This window comes from Mycobacterium sp. NPDC050853 (assembly GCF_040653875.1).
Classification (GTDB): Bacteria; Actinomycetota; Actinomycetes; order Mycobacteriales; family Mycobacteriaceae; genus Mycobacterium.
On record NZ_JBFAGW010000003.1, the window covers coordinates 392781 to 419180 of the forward strand.

The 26400-nt window shown below is 62.8% G+C and carries 26 protein-coding genes and 1 tRNA gene; 22 read left to right on the forward strand and 5 right to left on the reverse strand.

The genetic code is table 11. The features are described from left to right. Positions 1-5 precede the first annotated feature (5 nt). From AB0H22_RS13855 to AB0H22_RS13915, 13 genes are all read left to right on the forward strand, one after another. Positions 6-509 (forward strand): hypothetical protein, encoded by a 504-nt coding sequence (locus AB0H22_RS13855; RefSeq protein WP_358146942.1) that lies wholly within the window; start codon positions 6-8, stop codon positions 507-509. Positions 510-803: 294 nt separating this feature from the next. Continuing rightward, complete coding sequence (locus AB0H22_RS13860) at positions 804-1163, forward strand: hypothetical protein (RefSeq protein WP_358146943.1); 360 nt, start codon at positions 804-806, stop codon at positions 1161-1163. A gap of 85 nt (positions 1164-1248) precedes the next feature. Further along, positions 1249-1488, forward strand: a complete 240-nt coding sequence (locus tag AB0H22_RS13865; protein ID WP_358146944.1) for a hypothetical protein — start codon at positions 1249-1251, stop codon at positions 1486-1488. Positions 1489-1538: 50 nt separating this feature from the next. Next, positions 1539-3686, forward strand: a complete 2148-nt coding sequence (locus tag AB0H22_RS13870; protein WP_358146945.1) for a cation transporter — start codon at positions 1539-1541, stop codon at positions 3684-3686. 256 nt (positions 3687-3942) lie between these two features. Further along, on the forward strand, positions 3943-4641 hold the full coding sequence (locus AB0H22_RS13875; protein WP_358146946.1) for a hypothetical protein: 699 nt from the start codon (positions 3943-3945) through the stop codon (positions 4639-4641). Between the two features lie 982 nt (positions 4642-5623). Then, positions 5624-6010, forward strand: coding sequence for a hypothetical protein (locus AB0H22_RS13880; protein ID WP_358146948.1), 387 nt, complete (start codon positions 5624-5626; stop codon positions 6008-6010). 56 nt (positions 6011-6066) lie between these two features. Next, on the forward strand, positions 6067-6273 hold the full coding sequence (locus AB0H22_RS13885; protein WP_358146949.1) for a hypothetical protein: 207 nt from the start codon (positions 6067-6069) through the stop codon (positions 6271-6273). A gap of 898 nt (positions 6274-7171) precedes the next feature. After that, positions 7172-7300 (forward strand): DUF4244 domain-containing protein, encoded by a 129-nt coding sequence (locus AB0H22_RS13890; protein WP_100443053.1) that lies wholly within the window; start codon positions 7172-7174, stop codon positions 7298-7300. Positions 7301-7353: 53 nt separating this feature from the next. Beyond that, positions 7354-7626: a TadE family type IV pilus minor pilin gene (locus AB0H22_RS13895; protein ID WP_358146950.1), complete on the forward strand. Its 273-nt coding sequence runs from the start codon at positions 7354-7356 to the stop codon at positions 7624-7626. Next, the gene (locus AB0H22_RS13900) at positions 7586-7963 is read left to right on the forward strand and encodes an Rv3654c family TadE-like protein (RefSeq protein ID WP_358146951.1); all 378 of its coding nucleotides are present in this window, start codon (positions 7586-7588) and stop codon (positions 7961-7963) included. Before AB0H22_RS13895 ends, AB0H22_RS13900 begins: the two co-directional genes overlap by 41 nt. Before the next feature lie 48 nt (positions 7964-8011). Further along, positions 8012-8890 carry a class I SAM-dependent methyltransferase gene (locus tag AB0H22_RS13905; protein WP_358146953.1) on the forward strand — a complete coding sequence of 293 codons (879 nt, stop codon included), beginning with the start codon at positions 8012-8014 and terminating at the stop codon, positions 8888-8890. Between the two features lie 92 nt (positions 8891-8982). After that, complete coding sequence (locus tag AB0H22_RS13910) at positions 8983-9942, forward strand: alpha/beta hydrolase (protein WP_358146954.1); 960 nt, start codon at positions 8983-8985, stop codon at positions 9940-9942. Between the two features lie 78 nt (positions 9943-10020). After that, positions 10021-11124: an NADH:flavin oxidoreductase/NADH oxidase gene (locus tag AB0H22_RS13915; RefSeq protein WP_180750696.1), complete on the forward strand. Its 1104-nt coding sequence runs from the start codon at positions 10021-10023 to the stop codon at positions 11122-11124. Here the strand turns inward: AB0H22_RS13915 and AB0H22_RS13920 are convergent. Then, the gene (locus AB0H22_RS13920; protein ID WP_358146956.1) at positions 11121-13460 is read right to left on the reverse strand and encodes a DEAD/DEAH box helicase; all 2340 of its coding nucleotides are present in this window, start codon (positions 13458-13460) and stop codon (positions 11121-11123) included. The two genes, AB0H22_RS13915 and AB0H22_RS13920, sit on opposite strands and share 4 nt — an antisense overlap. 314 nt (positions 13461-13774) lie before the next feature. Here AB0H22_RS13920 and AB0H22_RS13925 point away from each other — a divergent pair, with 314 nt between their 5' ends. The 3 genes from AB0H22_RS13925 to topA all read left to right on the forward strand — a co-directional run bounded on the left by AB0H22_RS13925 (position 13775) and on the right by topA (position 17647). Then, on the forward strand, positions 13775-13978 hold the full coding sequence (locus AB0H22_RS13925) for a cold-shock protein (protein WP_155941032.1): 204 nt from the start codon (positions 13775-13777) through the stop codon (positions 13976-13978). A 146-nt stretch (positions 13979-14124) separates the two neighbouring features. Beyond that, positions 14125-14703: a hypothetical protein gene (locus AB0H22_RS13930; RefSeq protein ID WP_358146957.1), complete on the forward strand. Its 579-nt coding sequence runs from the start codon at positions 14125-14127 to the stop codon at positions 14701-14703. A gap of 175 nt (positions 14704-14878) precedes the next feature. Further along, positions 14879-17647: a type I DNA topoisomerase gene (gene topA / locus AB0H22_RS13935; RefSeq protein WP_358146959.1), complete on the forward strand. Its 2769-nt coding sequence runs from the start codon at positions 14879-14881 to the stop codon at positions 17645-17647. A gap of 56 nt (positions 17648-17703) precedes the next feature. Here topA and AB0H22_RS13940 read toward each other — a convergent pair whose 3' ends face one another. Then, complete coding sequence (locus AB0H22_RS13940) at positions 17704-19263, reverse strand: adenylate/guanylate cyclase domain-containing protein (protein ID WP_180750700.1); 1560 nt, start codon at positions 19261-19263, stop codon at positions 17704-17706. Between the two features lie 93 nt (positions 19264-19356). Here AB0H22_RS13940 and AB0H22_RS13945 point away from each other — a divergent pair, with 93 nt between their 5' ends. The 5 genes from AB0H22_RS13945 to AB0H22_RS13965 all read left to right on the forward strand — a co-directional run bounded on the left by AB0H22_RS13945 (position 19357) and on the right by AB0H22_RS13965 (position 23611). Then, positions 19357-20562, forward strand: a complete 1206-nt coding sequence (locus AB0H22_RS13945) for a DNA polymerase III subunit delta' (RefSeq protein ID WP_180750701.1) — start codon at positions 19357-19359, stop codon at positions 20560-20562. A gap of 57 nt (positions 20563-20619) precedes the next feature. Continuing rightward, positions 20620-20695: transfer RNA gene (locus AB0H22_RS13950), tRNA-Thr, on the forward strand. A gap of 95 nt (positions 20696-20790) precedes the next feature. Continuing rightward, positions 20791-21303, forward strand: coding sequence for a hypothetical protein (locus AB0H22_RS13955; RefSeq protein WP_358146960.1), 513 nt, complete (start codon positions 20791-20793; stop codon positions 21301-21303). Between the two features lie 257 nt (positions 21304-21560). After that, entirely contained in the window at positions 21561-22457 is an 897-nt protein-coding gene (locus AB0H22_RS13960; RefSeq protein WP_358146961.1) for a hypothetical protein, read from the forward strand. Further along, positions 22454-23611, forward strand: a complete 1158-nt coding sequence (locus AB0H22_RS13965) for a hypothetical protein (RefSeq protein ID WP_180750718.1) — start codon at positions 22454-22456, stop codon at positions 23609-23611. The genes AB0H22_RS13960 and AB0H22_RS13965 overlap by 4 nt, the downstream gene beginning before the upstream one ends. On the opposite strand, the gene AB0H22_RS13970 is transcribed toward AB0H22_RS13965, so the two are convergent. After that, positions 23551-23973 carry a transcriptional regulator gene (locus tag AB0H22_RS13970; protein WP_358146963.1) on the reverse strand — a complete coding sequence of 141 codons (423 nt, stop codon included), beginning with the start codon at positions 23971-23973 and terminating at the stop codon, positions 23551-23553. The two genes, AB0H22_RS13965 and AB0H22_RS13970, sit on opposite strands and share 61 nt — an antisense overlap. 272 nt (positions 23974-24245) lie before the next feature. Then, a complete protein-coding gene (locus tag AB0H22_RS13975) occupies positions 24246-24938 on the reverse strand; it encodes a GAP family protein (protein WP_358147050.1) in 693 nt (230 codons plus the stop codon). 276 nt (positions 24939-25214) lie between these two features. Here AB0H22_RS13975 and AB0H22_RS13980 point away from each other — a divergent pair, with 276 nt between their 5' ends. Continuing rightward, positions 25215-25910 carry a CPBP family intramembrane glutamic endopeptidase gene (locus AB0H22_RS13980; RefSeq protein WP_180750863.1) on the forward strand — a complete coding sequence of 232 codons (696 nt, stop codon included), beginning with the start codon at positions 25215-25217 and terminating at the stop codon, positions 25908-25910. Here the strand turns inward: AB0H22_RS13980 and AB0H22_RS13985 are convergent. Beyond that, positions 25907-26341, reverse strand: coding sequence for a hypothetical protein (locus AB0H22_RS13985; RefSeq protein ID WP_358146964.1), 435 nt, complete (start codon positions 26339-26341; stop codon positions 25907-25909). The two genes, AB0H22_RS13980 and AB0H22_RS13985, sit on opposite strands and share 4 nt — an antisense overlap. Between the last annotated feature and the right edge of the window lie 59 nt (positions 26342-26400).

Genomic DNA, 26400 nt, shown 5'->3' on the forward strand with positions numbered 1-26400 from the left:
CGGAGATGAAGGCCTACGGCAACCCGCCCGTGTACGAGCAGCGCGGACATGTGGAATACCCCAAAGTCACCGAAGGTAAGGACGTACTGTCCAGGACGAGACACGCTGCCGTGGAGGTATTCCAGGAGCGTAGGACAGCCCTCGCCCGCGAGAAGACACAGGCATGGCTGGACTACAACCCGGATTCAATCGAGCGGTGGCCCACAAAGTTTGGCACCGTCGCGGCGTGGGGTGGATTCAGGGTCTACTACGGAACCTGTCCTGACTGTGGTGGACTCGTCACCTCCCGCAAGAAGGGGATATGCCGATCCCTGCGCGGTGACGGTAGGTGGCCGAAGTACTGCCTCCGGTGCAGGGAGGCTCGCAGACAAGCTCACGATGACGGCGCCAGACGCCGTGTGCGGACGCTCCGTGCAAAACGGTCGGCAATGGGGTGTACGCCGGGCTCGGACACCAGGTATTACCGCGAGCGCAAGAAAGCGATGGAGCACGCCGAAGAGGACGACTGACCTCCGGTGACGTTCCTAACTTTATACATATAGGTAGAGAATAAAGAGGTAGGAGACGTGCTCCCTCTATGCCCCGCCGAGCAGATCGGTTGGGGCATTTCTCATTTCCGCAGTCTGTCCAGGCCTATACGAAAGGAGTATCCGCATGCCCGCTAGATGCACACGCCACGAACACCGTGGCCCGCAAGACTTCCGGCCCAACGGTCGGTGCCTGTACTGCTCACGCGAAGCCGACCAGCGATACCGGCGATTCTGCCGGGACGCACGCCGACAACTACGGGAGCTGTTCGAACCATGAGTTGCCTGTTTGAGCACAACCCGAATTTCCCAGACACTTGGGTGCAGCTTGAGGAGCGGGGTTGGTTCTTCGCACTAGGGGACGATGACCGATTGGACATCGTGTACCACCCAGAGTTCAAGATCGAGAACTCTGTCCTCTACGAGGAAATCCAATCGGAGTTCATCGTCAAGTCCGGATTACAGCTCGTCGCCCGGCTCCCGGTCTATGAACCGATCATCGACTACTCCGCTGATGTAATCGATGTCTACGGACAAGGTCTGGAGCCTGTGAACGCAATCCACGAGCTTTGGCTCCACTCCCGGCACATTGGCAAGCCGCCAGCTGAGTGCCCCCATATGCGGGAACCCCTGTAGTCCGAGGGGGAAGTTCCCGCTTTACACCCATTCGCCCGCCAGCGTCGCGCTGAGCGGGCTTTTTCATGCCCGCAGAAGGGATCTCATGCACGAAATCGACCTAGAAGACGAGACAACGCCGTACGTACCGCTCTGGCGTAGACCGAGCGGGTCTATCGAAGAAGAACGCGAAGCCGCGTTCCAGGCGTATCTCAAAGCGTCCACACCATACTTCGATGTTGTTGACGCAGCAGGACATATCCCGTGGCACCACGGCGACATCGAATCTCGCCGAGCGGTGTTCTACCGCCGCTACATCAGAACGAACGACCGCGTTGGCGTCTGAGATGAACAGCCAGCTCCCAAAGGCCCGCCAAAACCCAAAGGAGTTCACTTATGGCTAGTGCCGGGGGACGAGAGGTGGGCCGCATCAGTGTCCGCGTTGTGCCGGACACCGATAATTTCCGGCGTGATCTAAAGAAGCAGCTGGATCGGATTGAAAATTCCGAACGGGTAAAGATCGAAGTTGACCCGGACCTAGACACCGCTAGCGTACGCACCAAACTGAAGACACAACTGGCTGGGATACGTGAAAACGTCCGCGTTGGGGCCGATATAGATACAGCGGGCATCAACAAGCAAGTAAAAGACGCAATCAACCTCAAGCGCGACCCTGCGTTCGACTACCGACTCCGGCAGAGCCTCCAAAAGATGGGCGCGATAAAGGTCCCGGTCGAACCGGACGTTAAGACGTTCCGAACCAGGATGTCCTCACTGCTCCGTGGGTTGCGCGGGAATATGGACTCCGCACTCGGTGGATTCTTAGGAGAGGGTAAGGGTTTACGCGGTCTAGGTTCTTTCGCGGACTCCCTCGCGTTGGTTGCGGTTGTGGCTGCGGTGGCAGCCCCCGCGTTGGCGCTGGTCTCCGGGGCGCTAGTCAGCCTTCCCGCTATCGCAGCGGGTGTAGTGGTCCCTATCGCGGCAATCGCCTTGGGGCTAGACGGAATTAAGAACGCAGCCAAGTCACTGGGTGCCCCGCTCGGTGTCCTCAAGAAGACTATGAGCGACACGTTCCAAACACGGCTAACCCCGGTGTTCGAGAAGCTGGTAGGTCCTATCCAGTCGCTCGGTAGCTTCCTCCCCCGGGTGGCAAACGGCCTGAGCGATATGGCTCAGGCGTTCGTGAACACGGTAACGTCAGGCCCAGGACTGACCAAGATTCAGAACACGATCAGCTCGATCGGTGAATCACTGAGTCGGTCGGCCCCAGGTATCGCGTCGTTCACCGACGGAATCCTGGGACTAGCCGAGGGTGTGGCCCGTAAGTTCCCCGCCGTAGCAGACTGGTTCAACGAGGTTGGTGCTTCGTTCTCCGCGTGGGTTGAGAAGGTTTCCGCTACCGGGCAACTCGATACCGCGATCACCAACTTTGGTGCCACCGTCAAGGAAATCCTTGGACTGGTAGGCGATCTCGCGAAGCAAGGCTTCGACTTCCTGTCGGACCCGAAGTTCGGCGAGAAGATGAAAACGTTCGTAGCTGACGTACGAACGCTCATCAACGAACTACTCCCCCAACTGAAAACGTTCTTCGAAGACATCGCAGACGCAGTAGCCGGTATCACCGCTTCCATCGAGAAGGCCAAAGCCGTTCTCCCGGACTTCAACGACAGGCCCAAGAACAACGACGGGTCCATGGCGGATACCGACAACATCTTCGAGCCGTTCACTTCCAAAGATGCTCCCTGGCGTGCTTATTGGGCCGACATAAAGACGGTGGCCCAAACGGTTCTGACTGAAGTAATCGGTCTGGCTGCCCAAGTACCCGGTCAGTTGTCCTCTGCCTGGTCCAGCCTGTCTGGTATCGCGGCAGCGGCCTGGGGCACCGTGGTATCCACCGTCTCTTCGGTATTGGCCCAGGTTGTTTCAACCGTTGTGTCGGCTGGAGGCCAGGTTGTCACGGAGGTCGGATCGTGGCCAGGGAAGATCGCTTCCGCACTCGCGGGTCTGTACCAAGCCGGTCTTGCTGCGGGTACCCAGCTAGTCCAAGGGTTCATCAACGGTATCTCCGGCATGATCACGACGGCAGTAGCCAAAGCCAAGGAACTAGCGAGCTCGGTCAAGAACGCCGTTACCGGGTTCCTCGGAATCCACTCGCCATCAACGGTTATGGCTGATATAGGTGGTTTTATCGGGGACGGCCTTATCAACGGCTTGAAGTCCAAGCAAGGCGAACTCGCAAACGTTGCCAAGGATATGGGCCAGACCGTCAAGGACGCGTTGGATTGGGGCGACTACGCCCAGCGCGGTATCGACGCGGGTATCAGCTTCGCTGGTGCGAACGCCGACGCGTTTATGTCCGACTTCGGAATCGGCGGTAAGGGCGTGCTCTCGCAACTAGTCGAGCAGGGTGTCGGATTCGGCACACAGTTTGCAGGCCAGGGGCTTACGCAGATCTTCCACACGTCCAACGTGGACGACACGATCGCCGTGAAGAACAACCAGCTTAACAAAAAGGCACTTGGTGTCGTCGGGAAGAGCGGCTAGTAACCCGCGAGACCCCCGACCCGCCACGGGGGTCTCGTACTTCTATCAACGGCACCAACGTCGTTGGAAACCAACAAGAAAGACAAACACAATGGAATTGATCCGCTCCAACACTCCGCTGACTCGCGCCGGAACTCGGAACCGCAGCCTCATCGCGGCCATTCGACAGCTCGGATTTGAAGTACCGGCTAGCGTACTAGCCGAGCTAGACCTATACCACTCAGTTCAGCGGTCCACGCTGGACTCTCAGAGCGCCGTGCAGAACGCCAAAAGTGAACTTAGTACCTGTGCCACTGACAAGTGGGATGACGCAGTACACCAGTTGGCAAAGGCGATCAATCGCCAATGGGCACTTGAGGAGGGGTTGAACGCCCCCCTCATTGGTACGGCCAGTAGCCGGCTGAGTTTTGCGGTGCTGCAGGCTATCCCATACTGGACTGACGAAGTGGTCGTCAAGATGAACGAGCTTGTGAGCGACTACCGGCTAAACGAGGTCGCCCGAGACCTCCCGGCATTCAACCAGAAGGTCTCGGTCCTCGCACTCACGCAGGATCAGGGCAAAGCTGTCGAGTTGTGGCGGGCAGGCGCAGATGCACTGCGCCCATTGTGGTCTGTTTACAAGACGATGGGCACGCTCGACAACGACCGAGAGTTTGGGCCAGCCGATGTTGATGAAGGGTCGACTAATTACTGGACTGGGTGTGTGTTGTCGCCGCTGTCATCCTTTGGGCAGGCAGAGGCAATCGCTCAGTTGATGGCATCGGCAGCCTTCGGGAGCGACGCCAGCCATGAGTACGCACCGTTGTCTCCGTTCATCTTCCCGGCTCTGATTGGCGCAGAGTTGAACTTCACCACGCCGCGCGGTGCAGACCAGCGCCGTGCCGCAATCCAACCGAAGCAACGCGAGGGTAGCGGCTACTACGTAACGGCTGAGCAGACGGCCTCGTACGCCTGATGATTAGGCGAGGTGCACCCACGATCACCGTCACAGCTAGCAAGATGGATGTGTTGAGCTTCTTCGCGGACGGAACCAACTGGTATGGATCAGCTATCCAAGGTTTCACCCCCTAGTGCACGCCGCGCTGAACGTGATGATGACGATACCCGTACTGTCATCCAGCCCAGTCCAATTCATCGCAGCCAACGCCAACGCAAGTAGCTCGGTCACGATCCCCACCCACCAGGTCGGGGACTTGATCGTGTTGTGCGGCTTGAACCCCTACTCGAATACTGCACCGACCAAACCGTCTGCGGCTGCCCCGGTACCGAACTGGGACTACATCGACAACGCCAACAGCGCCAGCGGATCAGGCATCAGCTCAGCGTGTTTCACTGCAATTGCTACCAACACCACCTCGGGTACCTGGTCGAACGCAGGACACATGATCGCGGTTGTTCTACGTGCTCACAACCCGGCTGATCCGATCGGTGGTCACGCGTCTCAGGGTGGTAGCTCAAGCGGACCATCACCGGCCCCGGCTATCACGCTGGAGCGTACGGACGGGTCGTCAGTGGTACTGGAGTTCCACGGTCATTCCAACTTGGCTAGCACCGGATGGGATTCAGCCCCAGCGGGTTACACACGCCGGGCTGCATCGGGTGCGGCGTTCGGGCCGGGGCTAGTCCTCAACACGAAGGACTCGTCTACCTCGGATGGGTCTGTCTCACAGACAGGTGGGCAGAACTTCTCCAACTACGCGGCTGCATCGGTAGAGGTCCGCAACTAGGGCAACCGTGAGGTGGGGCGTCGGGTCGGCGTGCGTGAGAGCAGCTGGACCGCAACAGGACTCGGCACCCCACCGGGGCGACCCCTGCCCCCGGCCTTCACGATCGGGACGTAATCCGGAACCCGTATCCCGTGAGCAAATCGTTTCTGTGTTTTCCAATAGACCCGCAGGTCAGGGGTAAATAACATATCTAGAACTCAAGGAGAAGTCGTGTCTGAACGACATGAAGTTCCCCGAGCTCCCAACGGGCTCAAGACGAAGGGGGCTGCGCTATGGCGGTCTCTGCACGAACAGTTCGACTTCAGCCAGGACCCGCACCGGTCGACGTTGGTGGAGGACATCTGTCGAACTGCCGATGCCATCGACCGTATGCAGAAGGTCGTTGATAAGGCAGATGATCTACGGGTCAAGGGGTCTCAGAGCCAACCTGTCGCTATGCCTGAGCTTCCCGAGTTGCGGCAGTACCGGGCACTTAAGGCCCGGTTACTCAAGGACTTGGCGCTACCGGATACCGATGAGCTGGCTGGCGCTAAAGCCGAACACCTAACCATCGTCAGGCGCACTGCTGCGCGTGCGAAGTTCGAGACGGGGCAGTGATGGTAGTTCGCAGAAATTCAAAGCGTCACAACACTATTGACACGATTATAGCTCAGTTGCCCGAACGATTCACGAAGATCAACCTACGAGCCGACGAAGACCCCAGGGAACAGATGGTGGCCTACTGGCAGGACCTGGCGAAGTACCTACACCGTGAACTGCGGCTAGGACCACATGAGGATCCGCCGACCCACGAAGTGATGACCGCCATCGGCGCACCAGTGTCTGAGTGGTACCGCCACATGCTCATGACGACGCCGTAACCGGCATTAACCCGGTGTTAGTCAACACGAGTTTCAGCAGACTCCGCTGTTGTCCCCATATTGGGATACCGTTGAACTAACGCAGCAAGCCCCAGGTCAGAGCCTGGGGGGGCCTGGAACCTGAGGCTTGTGCTTCTACTTGGACGGTAGATTGCCCAAGCTATCAGACATGCGGTGGTGGGGTTATGCCCTCGGCCGCATTGTTACCCGGTTTTCACCTTGCTGCGTCGATGAATCACGCCCCGGCGTGGCTCTAACGGAGAGGAAAACCGTAATGACAAGAAGCACCCGCGTTCCCCTGGGATCAATCGCTCGCACCGGTTCACGGTGCCCGGAAAGTGGTGTCTGGGAGTCCCAGGACCGTCCGAGCACCACTGCGCCTATTGCGGAGGGAAACATCATGCCGCCGCACAACTATGTCGCAGTCAATTGGAAGTTGATTCGGTACGCCTAACCGGCGCTGACAACGGAACACCCTCGGTCGCCAGACCGGGGGTGCCTCCGTCTGATCGTTGAACGACTTCATTCCAAATGCCGGTTGAGCTCGTGAGAGCGTTCCTCTACGAACTTGCAGCTTCGAACACACAGAGGCCGTGCTAGTTCGTCTTGGGCATTTCGGGGCGACGTACTACTCAGTCTGAATCGTCCGGTTGTGCCGTCCGGTGTCTCGGATTTTCCGGTAAGTAGGGCATTCGTTCTCACACTGCGCCTCGTACGTATCCCATCCCGCGCCGCCGCCGTACGCTTCCCTTCGACTGGCATGAACCCAACTAATAGGCCCCTCGCACCACTTGCAATCTTGAGGCCAATCGTCTGGATATGTCATAGATCGGAACCTACTGCTGGGGGCCGATTGTCACGGCTGACCTGTAAAAATTGATGCATGTAAAACTAGACAATCGAATACGCGATCGGAACGATTGCCGCGGCAGCGTTCGGGGCGATTCTCTACACGGTAGTCACCGGAGACTCGATCGTCAGTGCGCTCACCAATATCATCACGCGCGCACTCAACACCAGCGTCTAGGCGATGACACCGGAGCCGTCACCGTCGAGGCCGCATTCGGCATTGCGGCGTTGGTGTCGGTGCTCGTGTTGTGTGCCGCCGGAATTCAGGCGGTGTCGATGCAGGTGCGCTGTGTGGACGCCTCACGCGAGGCGGCGCGGTTGGTGGCCCGTGGTGACGAGATGGCCGCGCGATCGGTCGCGCAACGGATCGCGCCACATGGCGCGGCCGTCGAGGTTCGGCGCGACGGCGACCAGGTGGTGGCGCGGGTTGCCGCCAAGAGCCGGTTGTTGCCTGCCATTACGATTGCTGCCGAATCGGTTTCGGCAATGGAACCTGCAGGCTGACAACGGCTCGGCGACTATCGTCGCGGTGGCGTTGATGGCGACGCTGCTGGTAGTAACGGCCGGTGGCGTGGCTGTCGGATCGGCTGTCGTGGCGCGGCATCGCGCCCAGGCCGCCGCCGATCTGTCGGCGCTCGCCGGAGCTCAGCGCGCGTTGTACGGCGCCGCACCCGCCTGCGCCGAGGTGACGGCGACTGCCCGACGGATGGGCGCTGCGGTGTCGCGGTGTGTGGTCGAGGATCTCGATATTGTTGTCACCGTGGATTTTCCGGTGGCACTGGGTCGGTTCGGTATCGGGCCCGCTCGAGCCGCGGCCCGTGCCGGGCCGGTGACCGGATAGCTCTCATGGGCCAAATAGGATGGTTGTTGTACGCCAGAAAGTTTGACAGTGGAAGTTGAGGGTCTGGTGGAGACTCATTGGTCGGGCGCAAATCGTGCCAACTGGAACGAGCGGGCCGTGATTCACGCAGCACGCAACGGATCGGGATATCAGGTACAGAAGTTCGTCGATGACCGGTCGCTGCTATCGGATGTCGTCCGTTTCGACTTGCCGGTGCTTGGAGACATCGCAGACAAGCGCGCCGTGCATCTGCAATGCCATATCGGTACCGACACGATTTCGTTGGCTCGCCTTGGTGCCACCGTGACGGGGCTCGACTTCTCGGAAGGTGCGATACGCGAGGCGCGGACGCTAGCCGCCGAGACGGGTGACGCCGTCACCTTCGTGCAGGCGGACGTCCATGATGCGGGAAAGGTACTCCCAAGCAACAGTTTCGACCTTGTCTACACCGGAATAGGGGCGCTGTGCTGGTTGCCCCGCGCCGCTGCTTGGGCTGAGGTGGTCGCTGAGCTGCTTGCTCCCGGCGGGTCTCTCGTCATCCGCGAAGGGCACCCGATCCTGTGGTCGGTGGACGAATCCTTCGGCGGCGGGTTACACCTGCGCTACCCGTATTTCGAACACGACGAACCGCTGGAGTGGGACGACGGCCAGACGTATGTCCCGACGGACAAGATCATCCAGGCATCGAAGACTTATGAATGGAACCACTCGCTTGGCGAGATCGTGACCGCACTGATCACCAGCGGGCTGCGCATCGATCTTCTCGTCGAGCACGACAGCGTGCCGTGGGAGGCGCTGCCCGGTCAGATGACGCAGCGGCTCGGAGGCGAATGGGCGCTGACCGAGCGATCGGGAGTCATGCCCTTGACGTACACGATCAGGGCCACGAAAGCTCCGCAACATCTGGATGCCCAATCTGTACGGTGAGGGCTTGCCATCGGGCGCGATCTGACGGCCCGGCTTGACGGTCAGCGGCTCGCCTGTCGCCGGCCGGATAACTGGCGGTAGCGTCTTGGCTCATGGTCGTCACTCTGCACCCCAAGGCGGGTATCAAGGCCCGCTTGTCGTTCCTTTTCGTGCTGCTGTTCATCAAGCCGCTGCTGATCCTCTTTCCGATCAGCGAGGGCGGTCTGGGTCGGCTCAAATGGCTGGACAATGGCGCGCAGCGTGGACCCGACGCACCAGGTATTGAACGGACAAGAATTGCCCTTGCCGACCGGCCGACGGACCTGATGGTTCCGCAGGGCACGTCGGCCTCGGACGCAGATACCGCCGTGCTCTACCTGCATGGCGGGGCGTTCATCGCCTGTGGGCCGGCCACGCACCGCAAGATCACGGGCCTGCTGGCGCGCCAACTACGACTGCCGGTCTACGTGCTCGACTACCGCCAGCTCCCCGTCGCCGGGGTAGGCACCTCGGTAGCGGACGCGGTACAGGCATACCGTGAGCTGCTGCAGGACTACAAGCGGGTGATCGTCGCGGGTGACTCGGCCGGCGGGTACCTGTGCGGCAAGGTCATCGAGTACGCGCACACCAACGGTCTGCCGAAACCGGTTGCTTATGTGGGATATTCACCGCTGCTTGATCTCGACCTGGGTGCAAATCCGACGAGCACGAGCCGTCACGACGCGTACCTGCCCAAGGGCAAGCTGGTGAGGCTGGCGCCGAAATTTGACAGGGGTCCAGTGGAATTCACCGGAGAACGTCGGATCTTCTCCGTGCCCGTCGAGGCATACCCGCCCACCCTGCTCATCACCGCGCAGAACGAATTCCTCGAGCCCGATGCCATCGAACTCGCCGAGAAGCTCTCTGCCGCGGGTGTGGTGGCCCAGGTGCACAGCTATGCGTGGCAGTTGCACGCCTTCCCGGCTATCGCCGTCTCACGCGATACGGCCGAGGTCGTCGTGCTGTCCGCCGATTTCGTGCGGGAGGCGCTATCGGTCGCCGAGCAGGGGTCGGCGACCGAGCAGGCGGGGTAGCGGCACAGGGAAGCATCTCGCGCATCTCGGTGTTGGTTTGTGCCGGACCAGTCACCAGACGCGAGGAGCCCCCGGAACATGAGCCTGTTGTTCGAGCCCTACCGGCTGCGCGACATCACCATTCCCAACCGAATTTGGATGTCGCCGATGTGCCAGTACTCGGCCGAGCCCACGGGCCCCCTGGCGGGTAGCCCGAACGACTGGCACCGCACCCATCTGATCAGCCGCGCCATCGGCGGTGCCGGTCTCATCTTCACCGAGGCCACCGCCGTGAATCCGCAAGGTCGGCTCTCTCCCTACGACACCGGGTTGTGGAACGACACCCAGGAGCAGGCCTGGACCGGCATCGTGGAGAGCATCAAAGTCCATGGCGCCGTTCCCGCGGTGCAGCTCGGGCACGCCGGGCGCAAGGCATCGACCGTTGCGCCGTGGGACGGGCACCGCTCATTGGAACCATCTGACCCGTTGAGCTGGCCGACAATTGGTCCCACCGATGCGCCGTACGGAGACTTCGCCCCGCCTGCGGAAGCCACCAGCGCCGATCTCACGAAGATCATCGAGGACTATGTGAAAGCCGCCCAGCGCGCGCTGCGGGCGGGTTTCCAGGTACTTGAGATCCACGCCGCCCACGGCTACATCCAGCACCAGTTCCTCTCCCCGGCAAGCAATACCCGCACCGACGAGTACGGCGGCTCCTTCTCCGGCCGGGCCAGGCTCACCCTGGAAACGGTCTCGGCGGTGCGCTCCGTCTGGCCCGAGCACCTGCCGCTGTTCGTCAGGGTCTCGGCGACGGACTGGGTATCCGATGAGCCGGGGCTCGAGGCCGCCAGCTGGACTCCCGACCAGACGGTCGAGCTGGCCAGGCTGCTCCAGACACGCGGTGTGGACCTCATCGACGTGTCGACGGGCGGTAATGTGCCGCATGTCCGCATCCCGACGGGGCCGGGATACCAGGTGCGGTTCGCCCGGCGCATCCAGGCCGAAACACCTCTCCCCGCAGCGACAGTCGGGATGATCACCGAGCCGCACCAGGCCGAATCGATCCTCGCCGCCGGGGATGCCTCCGCGGTCCTACTGGCCCGCGAGCTGCTGCGCGACCCTTACTGGCCGCGCCGGGCCGCGCGCGAGCTGGGTGCCGAGCCGAACCCCACAGTGCCCAAGCAGTACGCGCGGGCGTTCTAGCCCGTGTTTGGCAGCCGGGACAGCACGAGTCGCAGCACCTTGATGGCGGCAGCCTTGTCCAATGGGGAATTTCCGTTGCCGCACTTAGGCGATTGCACACACGACGGGCACCCCGCCTCACACTCGCAGGCGTCGATGGCGTCGGCGGTGGCGCCCAGCCAGGTACCAAGCTGTTCGTAACCCCGGGCCGCGAAACCCGCACCACCAGGGTGTCCGTCGTAGACGAATACCGTCGGTAGATCGGTCTCGGATTGCAGGGCGGTGGACACCCCGCCGATATCGCCGCGGTCGCAGCTGGCCACCAGCGGCAGCAGTCCGATGGCGGCATGCTCGGCGGCGTGCAGGGCGCCGGGGGTTGAGAGCGTGTCGATATCGATGCCGGCCAACGCTTCCGGGGTCACGGTGTACATCGCCGCCTTGGTGCTCAATGTCGACGAGGGCATATCGAGCTCGACGAAGTCGAGGATCTCGCCGGTGGACAGCTTGCGTAGATACCCGATCACCTGATGGGTGACGTCCACCGGGACCAGCCCGATCTGCACATCGCCCAGATCGATCCGTTCACCCTCGCCTGTGATCGCGATATCGATGGTGGAGCGGGCGAATGTCGAGTAGTCGGGACTCGCGTTGTGTACCAGTGCGATTCCGTCACCGAAATCGAGCGAGTCGACCAGGTATGTTTCCCCCGAATGTAGATAGACCGCCCCCGGATGCACCGTCGCCGGGGCGCGCCCGGTATCCACGGTTCCCAGCACCCGCCCGGTGTCGGCTTCCAGGATCATCACCTGGCCACCGATCGACCCCCGGATATCCACCGCTGCATACGGATTAAGGCCCGGGGCCGCGAAGTATCCACCGGGGCGCTTGCGTAGTAGGCCGTCGTCGACGAGCTCCGAGACCACATCGGTCGCCTCGAGGGAGCGCACATCATCCGCTGTCAACGGGAGCTCCGTTGCCGCGCAGAGCAAGTGAGGCCGTAAGACGTGTGGATTGGTGGGATCGATCACCACCGCCTCGATCGGCTTATCCAGAAGTGCGCCGGGATGGTGAACCAGGTAGGTGTCCAGTGGATCATCGCGCGCGATCAGCACCACTAAGGAGCCCTGGCCACGTCGGCCGGAGCGGCCCGCCTGCTGCCAAAAGGAGGCCACGGTACCCGGGAAGCCCGCCACCACGACGGCATCCAGTCCGGCGATATCCACGCCCAGTTCAAGGGCGTTCGTTGTTGCCGCACCGGTCAACGCGCCCGTCGACAGGGCCTGCTCCAGTGCCCGGCGATCCTCCGGCAGATACCCGGCCCGATATGCCGACACCTGGGATGCCAACGCCGGATCGACCTCCGCCAATCGATGTGCGGCGCCAAGCGCCGTCATCTCGGCGCCGCGCCGCGATCTGACGAAGGCCAGTGTCCGCGCTCCCTCCTGGACCAGATCTGCCAGCAGCCGGGAGGCCTCGGTACTCACCGGGCGTCTTACGGGTGCCCCGTTCTCGCCGGTGATCGGCAGCAGCGGCGGTTCCCACAGCGCCACCGTGCGCATCCCGTGCGGCGACCCGTCCGCTATCACCTCGTTGACGGGCTGCCCGATCAGCGCCTGTGCTGCCGCGCCGGGATTTGAGGTCGTCGCGCTGGCGAAGACCACCGTGGGATGCGAACCGTACCGCGCGCACAAGCGCAGCAGCCGCCGCAGCACAAGGGCTACATTCGATCCGAAAACACCACGGTAGTAATGGCATTCATCGACCACTAGGTACCGCAATCCGCGCAGGAATGCCGACCAGCGCGTGTGGTTGTGCAATAGCGATATATGCATCATGTCGGGATTGGTAAAGATCCACCGCGAGCTTTCGCGTGCGAACCGTCGCAATTCGTTGGAGCTGTCGCCGTCATATGCGCACGGCAACACCCGGTCGAAAGTGCTTATCCCGGCAATTAATTCGCGTATCGAGCGCAGCTGGTCGTGTCCGAGAGCCTTCGTCGGCGCCAGATAGAGCGCCCGGGCCCGCGGCTCAGAGGCCAGGGCGGTCAGGATTGGCAATTGGTACCCCACCGACTTCCCGGAAGCGGTTCCGGTGGCTACCACCACATGGCGGCCTGAGAACGCGAGGGAGGCGGCCGCGACCTGGTGCGACCACGGAACAGTGACCCCGTGGCCCGCAAAGGCGGCTACCGCATCGGGATGGGCCCATTGTGGCCAGGCATCCAGCTGCGCGTCCCGGGCGGGAATATCGCAAATATGTCGCACCGGGGTCTCACCGGTGGGAGTCCCGGCCACGATCAGATCCAGCAGTTCGCGGCCGTAGCTGACCGTCACCAAAAAACCCCTTGTGACCTGCATAATTGTGCCAAAACGGCGCCAAGTTCGCTACCGCATATGGCCATAACACCAGGGTAAGGCAGGCCGAAGGGAGTCAAAGTTTCACCATTGTTCACCGAAGTTCCCGTCGATTATCTGGCACACGGCTATCGCCAGCGCCCTAAACATGCTCTACTTATGGGGGTCGCAGCTTCTGTGTTCGTGTTTTGCACTCGCAGGATCGACGTTGTGATCGCGGTTCCTGCGAGGGTCTTCTTCACGGGGTATGGCGGTCGGAACGGGGCCCGACGTGCCGAACGGGTATGTCGCACCCAAGTGAAAGAAAGATCAAAGAAATGCCACAGGGAACTGTGAAGTGGTTCAACGCAGAAAAAGGCTTCGGATTCATTGCGCCCGAAGACGGCTCCGCTGACGTCTTCGTCCATTACACCGAGATCACGGGCAACGGATTCCGTACCCTCGAAGAGAACCAGAAGGTCGAGTTCGAGGTAGGCCAGAGCCCCAAGGGCCCGCAGGCTACCGGCGTCCGCGCCGTCTGACCCAAGTCCGTTATATAGAAACGCCCCTGGCCACCCGCCGGGGGCGTTTCTCGTCCCGCCATCGGTGAGCAGACGCGTAGCGCACACAAAACGCGGGATACGCGTGCGCGGAGCGTCTGCTCGCGGAGAAAGTACTGTCTGTCACTGTGAGCCAGCTGTCCTTCTTCTCCGCCGAATCGGTGCCTCCCGAGGTCACCGATCTGGCAGGGCTGTTGGCCGGTCCCGGTCAGGTGATGGTCAGCGGCCCCGGCGCCCGGATATCGGTGGTCGTCGATCAGCCCTGGCGTGCGCTGGCCCTGGCGGAGATGATCACCGAGACCGGTCTCCAGGCCGAAATGAGCCACACCGACGAGAACCACCCGCTGGTGCGTACGGCCATAGACCCAACGGTGCTGCCGATTGCCCACGAGTGGACCCGTGGGGCGGTGAAAACCGTGCCTGCACAGTGGCTCCCGGGAGCGCGCGAGCTGCGCGCCTGGGTGCTCGCCGCGGGTTCGCCGGAGGCCGACCGTTACCTGCTGGGCCTGGATCCGCACGCTCCCGACACTCACTCGCCATTGGCGGCTGCGCTGATGCGGGTAGGCATTGCCCCGACTTTGATCGGAACACGCGGTGCCAATCCCGCGCTGCGGATCAGTGGGCGGCGCCGGCTGGCGCGGCTCCTGGAGAATATCGGAGAGCCCCCCGGAGACACCGAGGCATTTCGCGCCTGGCCCAGGGTCTAGCAGGGGCTTAGTACGGCTTGGGACACGCTTTTAGTGACCCTGAAATCGGGAATACCGGAGCCCATATGCAAGGCTAGGTTTGCGCAATTGGCGTGGGGGTGTCATCTTGTGACCACGGTGGACCGCCGGTACACCGTACATACGCGGCTGAATGCGCAGGTAAGGAGACGAAGCAGTGCGACGGCTCGTCATCGTCGAATCACCGACGAAGGCCCGCAAGATCGCTGGCTATCTCGGCGACGGATACGTCGTCGAGTCCTCGCGAGGCCACATCAGGGACCTGCCCCGTGCTGCTGCCGACGTTCCGGCCAAGTACAAATCGGAACCCTGGGCCCGCCTCGGGGTGAACGTCGACGCGGACTTTGAGCCCCTCTACATCGTCAGCCCCGAAAAGAAGGGGACCGTCACCGAGCTCAAGAGCCTCCTTAAGGACGTCGACGAGCTCTACCTGGCGACAGACGGTGACCGCGAGGGTGAGGCCATTGCCTGGCACCTCCTGGAGACGCTCAAGCCCACGGTGCCGGTCAGGCGCATGGTGTTCCACGAGATCACCGAGCAGGCCATCAGGGCCGCCGCCAACGACCCGCGCGATCTGGACATCAACCTCGTCGATGCGCAGGAGACCCGCCGCATCCTCGACCGGCTGTACGGCTACGAGGTCAGCCCCGTGCTGTGGAAGAAGGTCGGACGGAACCTGTCCGCCGGGCGCGTGCAGTCGGTGGCGACCAGGATCATCGTCCAGCGTGAACGTGACCGCATGGCGTTCCGCAGCGCCGGGTACTGGGACCTGGGCGCCGAGCTGGATGGCGGCAGCGAGGCGAAGCCTCCTAAGTTCAACGCCCGCTTGGTCAGCGTGGACGCGCAGCGCGTGGCCTCGGGCCGAGATTTCGACTCTCTGGGCCAGGTGAAAAAACTCGACGAGGTATTGGTCCTCGACGAGGTCCGCGCCAACGCCCTGGTCGCCGGGCTTGCGCAAGCCACCCTGACGGTCGCATCCGCCGAGGAGAAGCCCTACACCCGCAAGCCGTACCCGCCGTTTATGACGTCGACGCTGCAGCAGGAGGCTGGGCGCAAGCTGCGGTTCTCCTCCGAGCGCACCATGAGCATTGCGCAGCGGTTGTACGAAAACGGCTACATCACGTATATGCGTACCGACTCCACGACGCTGTCGGAATCGGCATTGACGGCCGCACGCAGCCAGGCCGCGGAGTTGTACGGAAACGAATATGTGCATCCTTCGCCCCGGCAATACACCCGCAAGGTGAAAAATGCGCAGGAGGCGCACGAGGCCATTCGCCCGGCGGGTGAGACTTTCAAAACTCCCGGCCAATTGCATTCGTTGGTCGACAATGACGAATTCCGTTTGTACGAGCTGATTTGGCAGCGCACTGTTGCCTCGCAGATGGCCGATGCGCGCGGCACCACGCTGAGCCTGCGGCTGGCGGGTACCGCCACCTCCGGCGAGCAGGTGGTGTTCACCGCCAGCGGCCGCACCATCACGTTCTCCGGCTTCCTGTCGGCATACGTCGAGACCGTGGACGAGCTGGCCGGCGGCGAGGCAGACGATGAGGAACGCCGTCTGCCCCACCTCAAACAGGGCCAGACCGTCACCGTTGCCCAGCTGTCCGCAGACGGACACACCACCAACCCGCCGGCCCGCTACACCGAAGCCTCGCTCATTAAGTCGTTGGAAGAGCTGGGAATTGGGCGTCCGTCGACCTATTCGTCGATCATCCGGACCATCCAGGACCGCGGATATGTCCATAAGCGCGGCAGTGCGCTGGTCCCGTCATGGACCGCCTTCGCGGTGATCGGACTGCTTGAGCAACACTTCGGCCGGCTGGTCGACTACGACTTCACCGCCGCCATGGAGGACGATCTCGACGAGATCGCTTCCGGTAATGAACGTCGCACAAACTGGTTGAACGCCTTCTACTTCGGTGGAGATCACGGCGCCGAGGGCTCGGTGGCACGCGCCGGCGGCCTTAAGCGCCTGGTGGGTGTGAACCTGGAGGAGATCGACGCTCGCGAGGTGAACTCGATCAAGCTGTTCGACGACGACCAGGGCCGCGCCATCAATGTGCGCGTCGGCAAGAACGGGCCGTACCTGGAGCGGATGATCATCGGTGAGGACGGCGAACCCACCCCGCAGCGCGCCAATGTCAAGGACGGCGTCACCCCCGACGAGCTGACCGTCGAGATGGCCGAGGAGCTGTTCTCGATCCCGCAGGAGGGGCGTGTGCTGGGCGTTGACCCGGTCACCGGGCACGACATCGTCGCCAAGGACGGGCGTTTCGGCCCCTACGTCACCGAGGTGTTACCTGCGCCGCCGGAGCCGGAGGTAGAGGAAAAGCCGAAGCGCGGCGCCAAGAAGGTCGAAGGGCCGAAGCCGCGCACCGGATCGCTGCTCAAGACCATGACACTTGAGACCGTCACACTCGAGGACGCGCTGAGGCTGCTGTCACTGCCTCGGGTGGTCGGTGTGGACCCGGCCAACAATGAGGAGATCACCGCGCAGAACGGCCGCTACGGCCCATATCTTAAGCGCGGCACCGATTCTCGCTCGCTGGCCACCGAAGATCAGATGTTCACCATCACCCTCGATGAGGCGCTCAAGATCTACGCCGAGCCGAAACGCCGTGGCGGGCAGGCAGCCTCGGCGGCGCCGCTGCGTGAACTGGGTGCGGATACGGTGACCAGCAAGCCAATGGTCATCAAGGACGGCCGCTTCGGCCCCTATGTCACCGATGGCGAGACCAACGCCAGCCTGCGCAAGGGCGATGACGTGCTGTCGATCACCGATGAGCGCGCCTCCGAGCTGCTCGCGGAGCGCCGTGCGCGTGGCCCGGTCAAGCGGGCCAAGAAGGCACCGGCGAAGGCGGCCAAGAAAGCTCCAGCCAAGAAGGCGCCCGCGAAGAAGGCCGCAGCCAAGAAGGCGACCTAGTACAGCGGGTCGGGGGTACCTCCCGCTTGCGGGGGAGAGCGCAGCGACCGGGGGATCTAACTGTGACGCGGACGCGCCACCTGCGTTGACACCGTGCGGCCACGAAGCTCGACGGTCTCACCGACGTCCCAGCGCAGGGCTTCTTCGTCTCGGGCTTCCATGACGGCGGACGCCGAGGCCAGCACATTTCCCGGCTCGTTCTTGGCCAGCTCGGTCAGGCGGGCGGCCTCGTTCACGGGGTCGCCGATGACGGTGTACTCGAAACGCGCCTGCGCTCCGATATGGCCGGCGATGGCCCGTCCCGCGGAGACTCCGATGCCGAAGTCGTTGGAGCCCAACACATTGGTGAGCCCGTCGGCCAGCTCACGGGCGGCGGCCAGTGCGGCGGCGGCGCCGTCGGGGTGGTCGATGGGTGCACCGAAGATGGCCAGGGCGGCGTCACCCTGGAACTTGTTGACGAAGCCGCCGTGCGTGTTGACGGTGTCGACGATGACCCGGAAGAACTCGTTGAGCACTTGCACGACGACCGCCGGACCGCGGGTGGACGCCAACTGCGTGGAACCCACCAGGTCGACGAAAAGCACTGCGACGCTGCGTTCCTGGCCACCGAGTTCAGTGCCGTATTCAAGTGCCCGGCGGGCGACGTCCTCGCCCACGTAGCGGCCGAATAGGTCACGCAGGCGCTGCCGTTCGCCCAGATCGCGCACCATGTCGTTGAACCCCGCCTGCAACAGTCCCAGCTCGCTGGCGTCGTAGATGGGCACGTGGGCGTTGTAGTTGCCGCGCTGCACTTCGCTAAGCGCCCAACGTAGTTGGCGCAGCGGGTCGGCGATCGAGGTGGCGACCAGCAGGGTCCCCATTAGTCCGATGGCCAGCGCGATGATCGCCAGGATCAGGATGGAGCCGGTGAGATTTTCGGCGCCAGACTTGAGATACCCCGCTCGCTGTCCCACGACGGTGAGCACGATCGCCAGGATCGGCACGCCGGAGCTCAGCGCCCAGGTGAGGATCTGGCGGACGATAACGCCTGGAGCGGTGACATTTTCGGGGACGCCGCGCCGTAGTGCCTGGATGGCGACCGGACGGAGGACGCGTTCGGACTGCAAGTAGCCGATGATGCTGGTCGTGGTGGCGCCGAGCACGGTGGCGAACATGGCGACCAGGATCGAGCTATGTGTGGACGACCAGGTGACAGCGACGAAGATCGCGCCACCGACGAGCCACGTCGCCACGCTGATAACGGTCCGGTAGAAGGGCATCTGTAAGGCGCGGACGCGGACCGCCTCAGAACCCTCGGATTCGAAGTCGGGGGAGCTGTACTGCCAGCGCAGAACCGGTAACAGCAGGTAGGTGCTGACGATGGCGCCGGCCACAAACAGGATGAACAGCGAGACACCGAGGATGACGAGCCGTTCCGTGCCGAGCTCAGTCAGTTCGACGCGGTCGCTCGGCGGTAGACCGAACCGCAGGAAGCCCAGCACGAACAACGCGCCGACCAGGTTTGACTGGGCGATACCCATGATGAAGAGCGGCCATGGGGTACGTAAGACCCATCTGGAGTACCGGGCTGCGCGTGCAAGCGGGCGCTGGTCAGCCGTTCCCTCCGCGCCAGTCACCCGTTAACCGTAGCTGTAGGCGGTGACGGAGAGGTTTCACACGCCTAATGCGCATGCCCGGGGCGTCGGTCTTGGCGACTAGGGTTGGGGGTAATGAGCGGGGTTTTCGGGCGCCTGGTGGATCAGGGAGCGGTGGTTTCCACGCTCTCGTCCGCGGCATTGGGTTCACGCGGTGGTGAGGCGGGTCGCATGACCCACGCGTGGTTGTTTACCGGGCCGCCGGGGTCGGGCAGGTCGGTGGCGGCTTTGTGCTTTGCCGCGGCGTTGCAATGTGAGGCCGAGGGACAGGTGGGCTGCGGAGAATGCCGCGCCTGTACGACGACTATGGCCGGAACCCACGCTGACGTGCGCAGAGTCGTGCCCGAGGGGTTATCGATCGGCGTCGACGAGATGCGCGCCATCGTGCAGACCGCGTGGCGCCGGCCGAGCACCGGTCGTTGGCTGGTGGTGCTCATCGAGGACGCCGACCGGTTGACGGAGGGCGCGGGCAACGTGCTGCTGAAGGTCGTCGAGGAGCCGCCGGCGCGGACGGTGTTCCTGCTGTGCGCGCCGTCGGTGGACCCAGAGGACATCTCCATCACGCTGCGGTCGCGCTGTCGGCATGTGGCGCTCGTCACTCCATCGGTGGCGGCCATCGCTGAGGTGTTGATGGACCGCGATGGGATCGATGTCGAGCAGGCGCAATGGGCGGCCTCGGTGAGTGGCGGCCATGTGGGCCGGGCCCGGAGGCTGGCCACCGATGAGCAGGCCCGGGCGCGCCGACTTCGGGCATTGGGGCTGGCGCGGGAGGCCGCCACCCCGTCGCGGGCGTATGCCGCGGCCGAGGAGCTGGTGACGAGTGCCGATACCGAGGCCAAGGAGCTGACGGCCGCACGCAACGAGGCCGAAGAGGAAGAACTAAAGACGGCCCTCGGGGCCGGGGGCACCGGCAAGGGGGCGGGGACGGCGCTGCGCGGATCCGCAGGTGTCTTGAAAGACCTCGAACGCAAACAAAAATCGCGTCAGACACGGGCGTCGCGTGACGCCTTGGACCGCACGCTGATCGATTTGGCCACTTATTTCCGAGATGCCTTGGTGCTGTCGTTCGGTGCCGCCCAGGAGGGGCGGGTCGCGTTGCATCATCCCGATATGGCCGACAGGCTCGGGCCGATGGTGGACAGGGTCCCGCCTGAACAGCTGCTGCAGTGCATCGAGGCGGTGCTGGAGTGCCGGGAAGCGCTGGCGATCAACGTGAAGCCCAAGTTCGCAATCGACGCGCTAGTCGCGACCGCGGGACAGGCGTTGCGCCCGTCTGAATGAGGTTGGGCGTCGGGATTCGGGTGCCGTAGACTCTCGGGCGCCGGGTTCGCCCGGCACGCTGCCCTAGCTCAGTCGGTAGAGCAATTCACTCGTAATGAATAGGTCGGGGGTTCGATTCCCCCGGGCAGCTCCACTCTGGAGCTGGATGTGACGTAGATCCCGTCTGGTTGGGGGCTGTTGACACGCCTTCTGCTGTATCTATCGCTGCGGGTCGCTAGATTAATGACCATGTGGTTCGCGCGGCGCGGTCAGGGTTCGATCGTTGCTGCGGTGGATGAGGTACTGGCCGCTGCCGCCGGTGTGCCGGAGTCGATTGTCGATGTCACCCGCAGCTGGGCGGAAGCCAACGGTCGCGTAGTCGATATCGAGGATGCACCACTGTCGGCCGGCGTCTTCGGCCAGTGGATCTCCTTCCCCGATCGAGATCTCGTGCAGGTCGGTCGGGGAGTCGTCGGCCGCGACCGCACGATCGCACACGAATTAGGGCACATGGTGTTGGGGCACCGCGGATTGCCGGTTGCGGAGTTTGCGGCCGAACACGTCCGGGCGGTGCCACCAGAGCTGGTTGCCCGCATGCTGCAACGCAGTTGCGGCAGTGACGACGCGGCTCATGGCGATAACCGCTGGCCGGAAGACGAGTTGGCCGCTGAGCGGTTCGCGGCGCTGCTGGTACGTCGCTTGCGGGCGGGGCGAGGTGTCTCTCCGCGGTGGAGCCGTTACGTGGATGACGCACTGGGGTGACCATTACCCACTCCGAGTGGGAGTTCATGCAGATTGCGCGTATCGCAATCCTGATCTGCTTTCTGCCGGTTCTGTTGTATCGGGCCTGGCGGTTAGTGCGGTATCCGACATCTCTTCCGGCGGTTGCGGTCACGAGCTGCGCAGTGACCGTATGGGTCTGGCTTCTCGCATTCACCGACTGGGTGTGGGCGGTCCTGCCGCCGGTGGTTCGGGCTACCAGCATCGGCGGTGGAGCGACGGTAACTATCGCCGCCTGCTTGCAGGTCTTCGCCGTAGGCATCAGTGCAGACGTCTCGCCGGCGCGGATACGTCGTGATCTACGAATCGTCTTCACCGTAGCGGCGCTTGTTCTTACAGCGGTGGCCGTGTGCATGAGTAACAGCCACGCACTGACGGCCACGGATGATCTGTACACGCTCGCCAATGTGCTGATGAACGGTCGTGGCGATCGTGGATCAAACACTGCCTTAGTGGTAAGCAACACCTACCTGATAGTGGTGCTGGTTCAACTCGTTTGGCTTGGGTTGCGGAATGCAGACGCAACACCGGTCGGTACCGGCCTGGGTTTGTTGGGAGCTGCCGCGGCATTCGAGATTCTGTCCGTGGTCTCCGGAGGGATTTGGCGGATGCTGAGCCACGGACACGACGTCATCTCCAGCTACTCCGGTATGTGGCTGCAGAGCCTGTTCGGATGTCTCGGTGCGGGTTTGATGATCATGGGCCTATTCTGGGCACCAGTGATGTTGCGTACTCAGGCGCGGCGGGACAAGCGTCGGCTCCGACCGCTTCACGACGCGCTTGCCAATCTTTTTCCGGGGCTGTTTCCACCGATGGAATCTCGTATTAGGTTGTCGGATTTAGTATTTGAATGGACGACACATATACAAGACGGCCTCACTCTCTTGGCGCAGCGCCGCGGGATTCCGGTGGAAACAGGTGTGCCGATTCCCGCGGATCAAGCCGACCACGTGCGGGGCGTGATGAATTGGATCTCTGGCCAATTGGTTTCGGGTTTCAGCTGTGAATGGCTCCGCCCTCCAACAGGTGTGAGCGATGAGACCTGGGTGCTGGCGATCGCCGATGCGTATCGCAACCATGAGGAGGATTGGGTGGGCCAGGAAGCGAAACGCGAGAGTCTGCCGGCGAGAACGTGAGTGCCAACGCGGCGGCCTGGGAGAGCCTGCGGGCTGTCCGGTTCGTGGTGCTGGGATGCTTCCTGCCGATCTTGCTCTACCGAATCTGGCGGATAACGCGACATCCGACATCAGTTCCGGCATACGCGGCGTTGGCTTTCGGAGTGTGGGCGTGGATTTGGCTGCTGATATTCGACGACTGGGTGTGGTCGTTGCTGCCGCCGAGTGTGCGCACCATCAGCATGGGTGGTTGGCCGGCTATCACGATCGTTGCCTGTTTACAGGTCTTCGTCGTCGGCATTGCCGGCGATGCTTCGCCGGCACGTATTCGCCGTGGGCTGCGAAACACCTCTGTGGTGGCCGTCCTTGTACTCATCGTTATCACGGTGTTGGCGAGCCATAGCCGGGTGATCGGCGGCATGGACGATATAAACGCCGCAGCCGAAATCCTCCGGACTGATGGTGATCCCGCAGCTGTCGCTGCATTTGTAATAAGCAATGTGTATGTGATCTTCGTGGTCGTACAGCTCGCGTGGGTCGGGTTCAGGCACGCTGACCGCACACCCGTCGGGATCGGCCTTGGGTTGTTGACGGCCGCGTCGATAGCCCAGATCGTTGAGAGTATTTGCGGAGGGATCTGGGGCCCCCTGACACGCGGCGAGGGGTTCATGGGGAGCGCGTATGGGCTGTGGCTTCAGACCGGGCCTGGCGGTATCGCTGCGATCTTGATGGTCTTGGGCTTTCTCTGGGCGCCGGTGATGTTGCGTGTTCAGGCACGGCGGGAGATGCGTCGGCTCCGACCGCTGCACGATGCACTTACCGATATTTTTCCGGGGCTTGTTCCGCCGGCGGAGTCGTGGATCCGATTGTTGGACAAAGTATTCGAGTGGAGTACTCATATCCAGGACGGCCTCACACTGTTGGCGCAGAGCCGCCAAGTCCCGCTGGAAACCGACACTCCAGTCCTGAGCGGTAAGTTGGAACGTGCCTTGGCTGTAGCGAATTGGCTGGTCGGCCAAACTGTTCCGGGATTCAGCTCCGAATGGCTCCGAGCTCCAGATGGTGTGAGCGATGAGGCTTGGGTGCTCGCGATCGCCGAGGCTTATCGGGAGCGTCAGGAAGGCTTGGAGGCCTTGGCTTCCTTGTCGGGTATGCCTTCCACCTTGCGAAGGTGATCGACCATATCGGCAATGGCTTGCCGACTGTGCTCGGATAACGCGTAGCTGCGTTGCGCGATTTCACGCACTTTCGAGTCGCGCAGCTGCACAAGCCAATCCAGATCGCGATTCACTGATTCGGCGTAATCGGTGTCATAGAAGTAGGCGGGGCTCACTTGAAAGAACGCCGCCAGCGCCGTGACGATCTCCGGAGCCGGGTTCGATCGTTCGCCCTTGCGTAGGAGGGACAGATAGGGCGACGACAGCTCGACACCGTGCTCGGCAAGTGCGGCGACCACCTCGTTGAGGGAATAGGGGCCGCGCCCGGCCGGGTGCACGGTGGCAAACAGATGGCTCAATCGCCGCGAAAAGTCAGGCACCGTACCCCCTTACATGCTGTCGCTCCGCTGCCCAACGATACACGTCGATGCTGTGCTGTTCATCGTAGGTGTGCGGGTGTCCGAGCGATATGCAACCTATCGGAAGGGTAAGTGATTGACAAGCACTATTTACTGACAGTAATGTCCGGAGTATTCGTTCGGCTAATCAAGATCGAATGCGTCGGCTGATCAATCGCTGTGCTCATCGTGGGGTTGAGCACAGCGGGTGGTCGGCCGAGTTTGTTGGTGCGGCCGTCGAACGCCACCGCTGGCTAGTGACTCCACATTGCGTTGTGATGTACCAGCGCATTGGCAATAAGGACGGCCCCCAGGCACAGAAAGATGATGCGGATCGCGATGGGTCCGTGTCGTGTCACCGTGCGTACCAACGCGCGCTGCACCCGTCGCGCGTCAGGAGACCGTCGCGTGGAGAGCACCAGAATCAGCAGACTCGGCAGCGTGGCGATCACGCCGTAGCCGACCACTAGCAGCAGCCACATCCCCGGCAGCGGGTGACGCGAGGCCAGCATCGCCAGCGCGCTCAGGTACGGCACCGATGTAGGAGCCTCCGCGAATCCCAGCGCGAGCCCCACAAGCGCAAGAAGCCACGGATGGCGTCGCGCAATACTGCGGATCCACGGCGGCGTCACCGGCTCGGAGAACCACGTCAATGATGCAAACGCGATGAGCAGGATTCCGATGATCAGCTGCGCCCAGTACCGAGTCGACGGGGTGATGTCGGAACCCGCGGATACGTCGGTCAACGAGCGCACACCGAGCACCGTCGCCACCCCGAATGTGAACAGCGCCACGAATAGCCCGGTGATGAAGCTGAGTCCGCCGGGAAGTGCGGATCTGCGCTCCAGCCGGCTGGCGTACACAATCGCCGTCGCGACGCCGATATTGAGCACGTTGAGTGCATCCAGGCAGGCGAATCCTGCGAACGCCAGCAACAGGGTGAGCACGATTCCAGAACTTACGGGAAGGCGCATTATGTTCCCGGCTAGCGCGGCGGTGTTGTGTGCACCGCCACAGCGGTCTGAGCACCCGGCCGCATCGCCGCCCCCTACTGCGGCGCAGCGGGCGCCGAAATCCGGCTGACTTTGACGCAGGATGGCACCGTCACGTCGTACTCACGACTGGATCACACTCTGACCTGGGGCAACGGGAGGGCCGGTACCCTGGACCGGATGCCTACTCAGACCTCGGCGGCTGCCGCGCCCCTGCACGGATTGCGGGATGTGCGCACCTATATCGATATCGCCGTTGTGGTCGCTGTTCTTGTCGCCACCAATCTGATTGCCCACTTCACCACCCCGTGGGCGAACATCATTGTGATCCCGGTGGCCGCCTTCGGCCTGCTCGCCTTGATCCGCTACCGCGGTCACTCCTGGGCCGAGTTGGGCTTGGGCCGTGACCATTGGCGTTCGGGCGCCAAGTACGCGGCCGTCGCGGTCGTCATCGTCGGCGCTGTGATCGGAATCGGACTTCTGCTGCCGATGACCCGACCGATGTTCCTCAACAGCCACTATGCGACGACGGTGTCGGGCGCATTGCTCGCCTCCTTCGTCCTGATTCCGCTGCAGACAGTGATCCCCGAGGAGCTCGCGTTTCGCGGCGTACTGCACGGGACGATGGCCAGGGCTTGGGGTTTCCGCGGGGTCGCGGCCGCGGGGTCGCTGCTGTTCGGCCTCTGGCATATCGCGACCTCGCTGGGCCTCACGACTGGAAACGTAGGGCTCACCAAGCTGCTTGGGGTCGGCCCGTGGGCGCAGGTCGCCGGTGTCGCCGGCGCGGTGGTCGCCACCGCGATCGCCGGATTCGTCTTCACCTGGTTGCGCCGCCGCAGTGGCAGCCTGTTGGCGCCCATTGCACTGCATTGGTCGCTCAACGGGATGGGAGTCCTGGCCGCGGTCCTCGTCTGGAACATGGTCTAGCCCCAGACGACGATCGCCGTCGCCGCGAGGAACAGCAGCTGTTCGACGGTGCGCCACCCCAATGGCGTGGAGAGCGGGTTGGTCCGCTGGTTCGCGGCATACACATTGGCCGGAAACATCACCACCAGCAGCAGGCCCAGGCAGGCGGCCGCCAGCACCCTCGTCGGGGGAACCACCACGCCGATCGCGCCGAGTAGTTCGAGTACCCCGGTGAGCGCCACCAGGAATCCGGGCGCCGGAAGCCAGTGCGGCACGATGGCGATCATCGCGTCACGCATCTTCGGTACGAAATGCGCGATCCCGGTCAGCGCGAACATCGCGGCGAGACCGACTGCGACGGCTGCCGGCCAGGAATCGACGGGAGTGAATCCCTGGGCACCGGCCAGACGTGCCAGCACGGTCCCTAGTACTAACGCGATCAGTGGAGCCATGACCGTTCTCCAATCTTGACAGTGACTAGTTCTACGATACTCAAGAACTAGTCACTGTC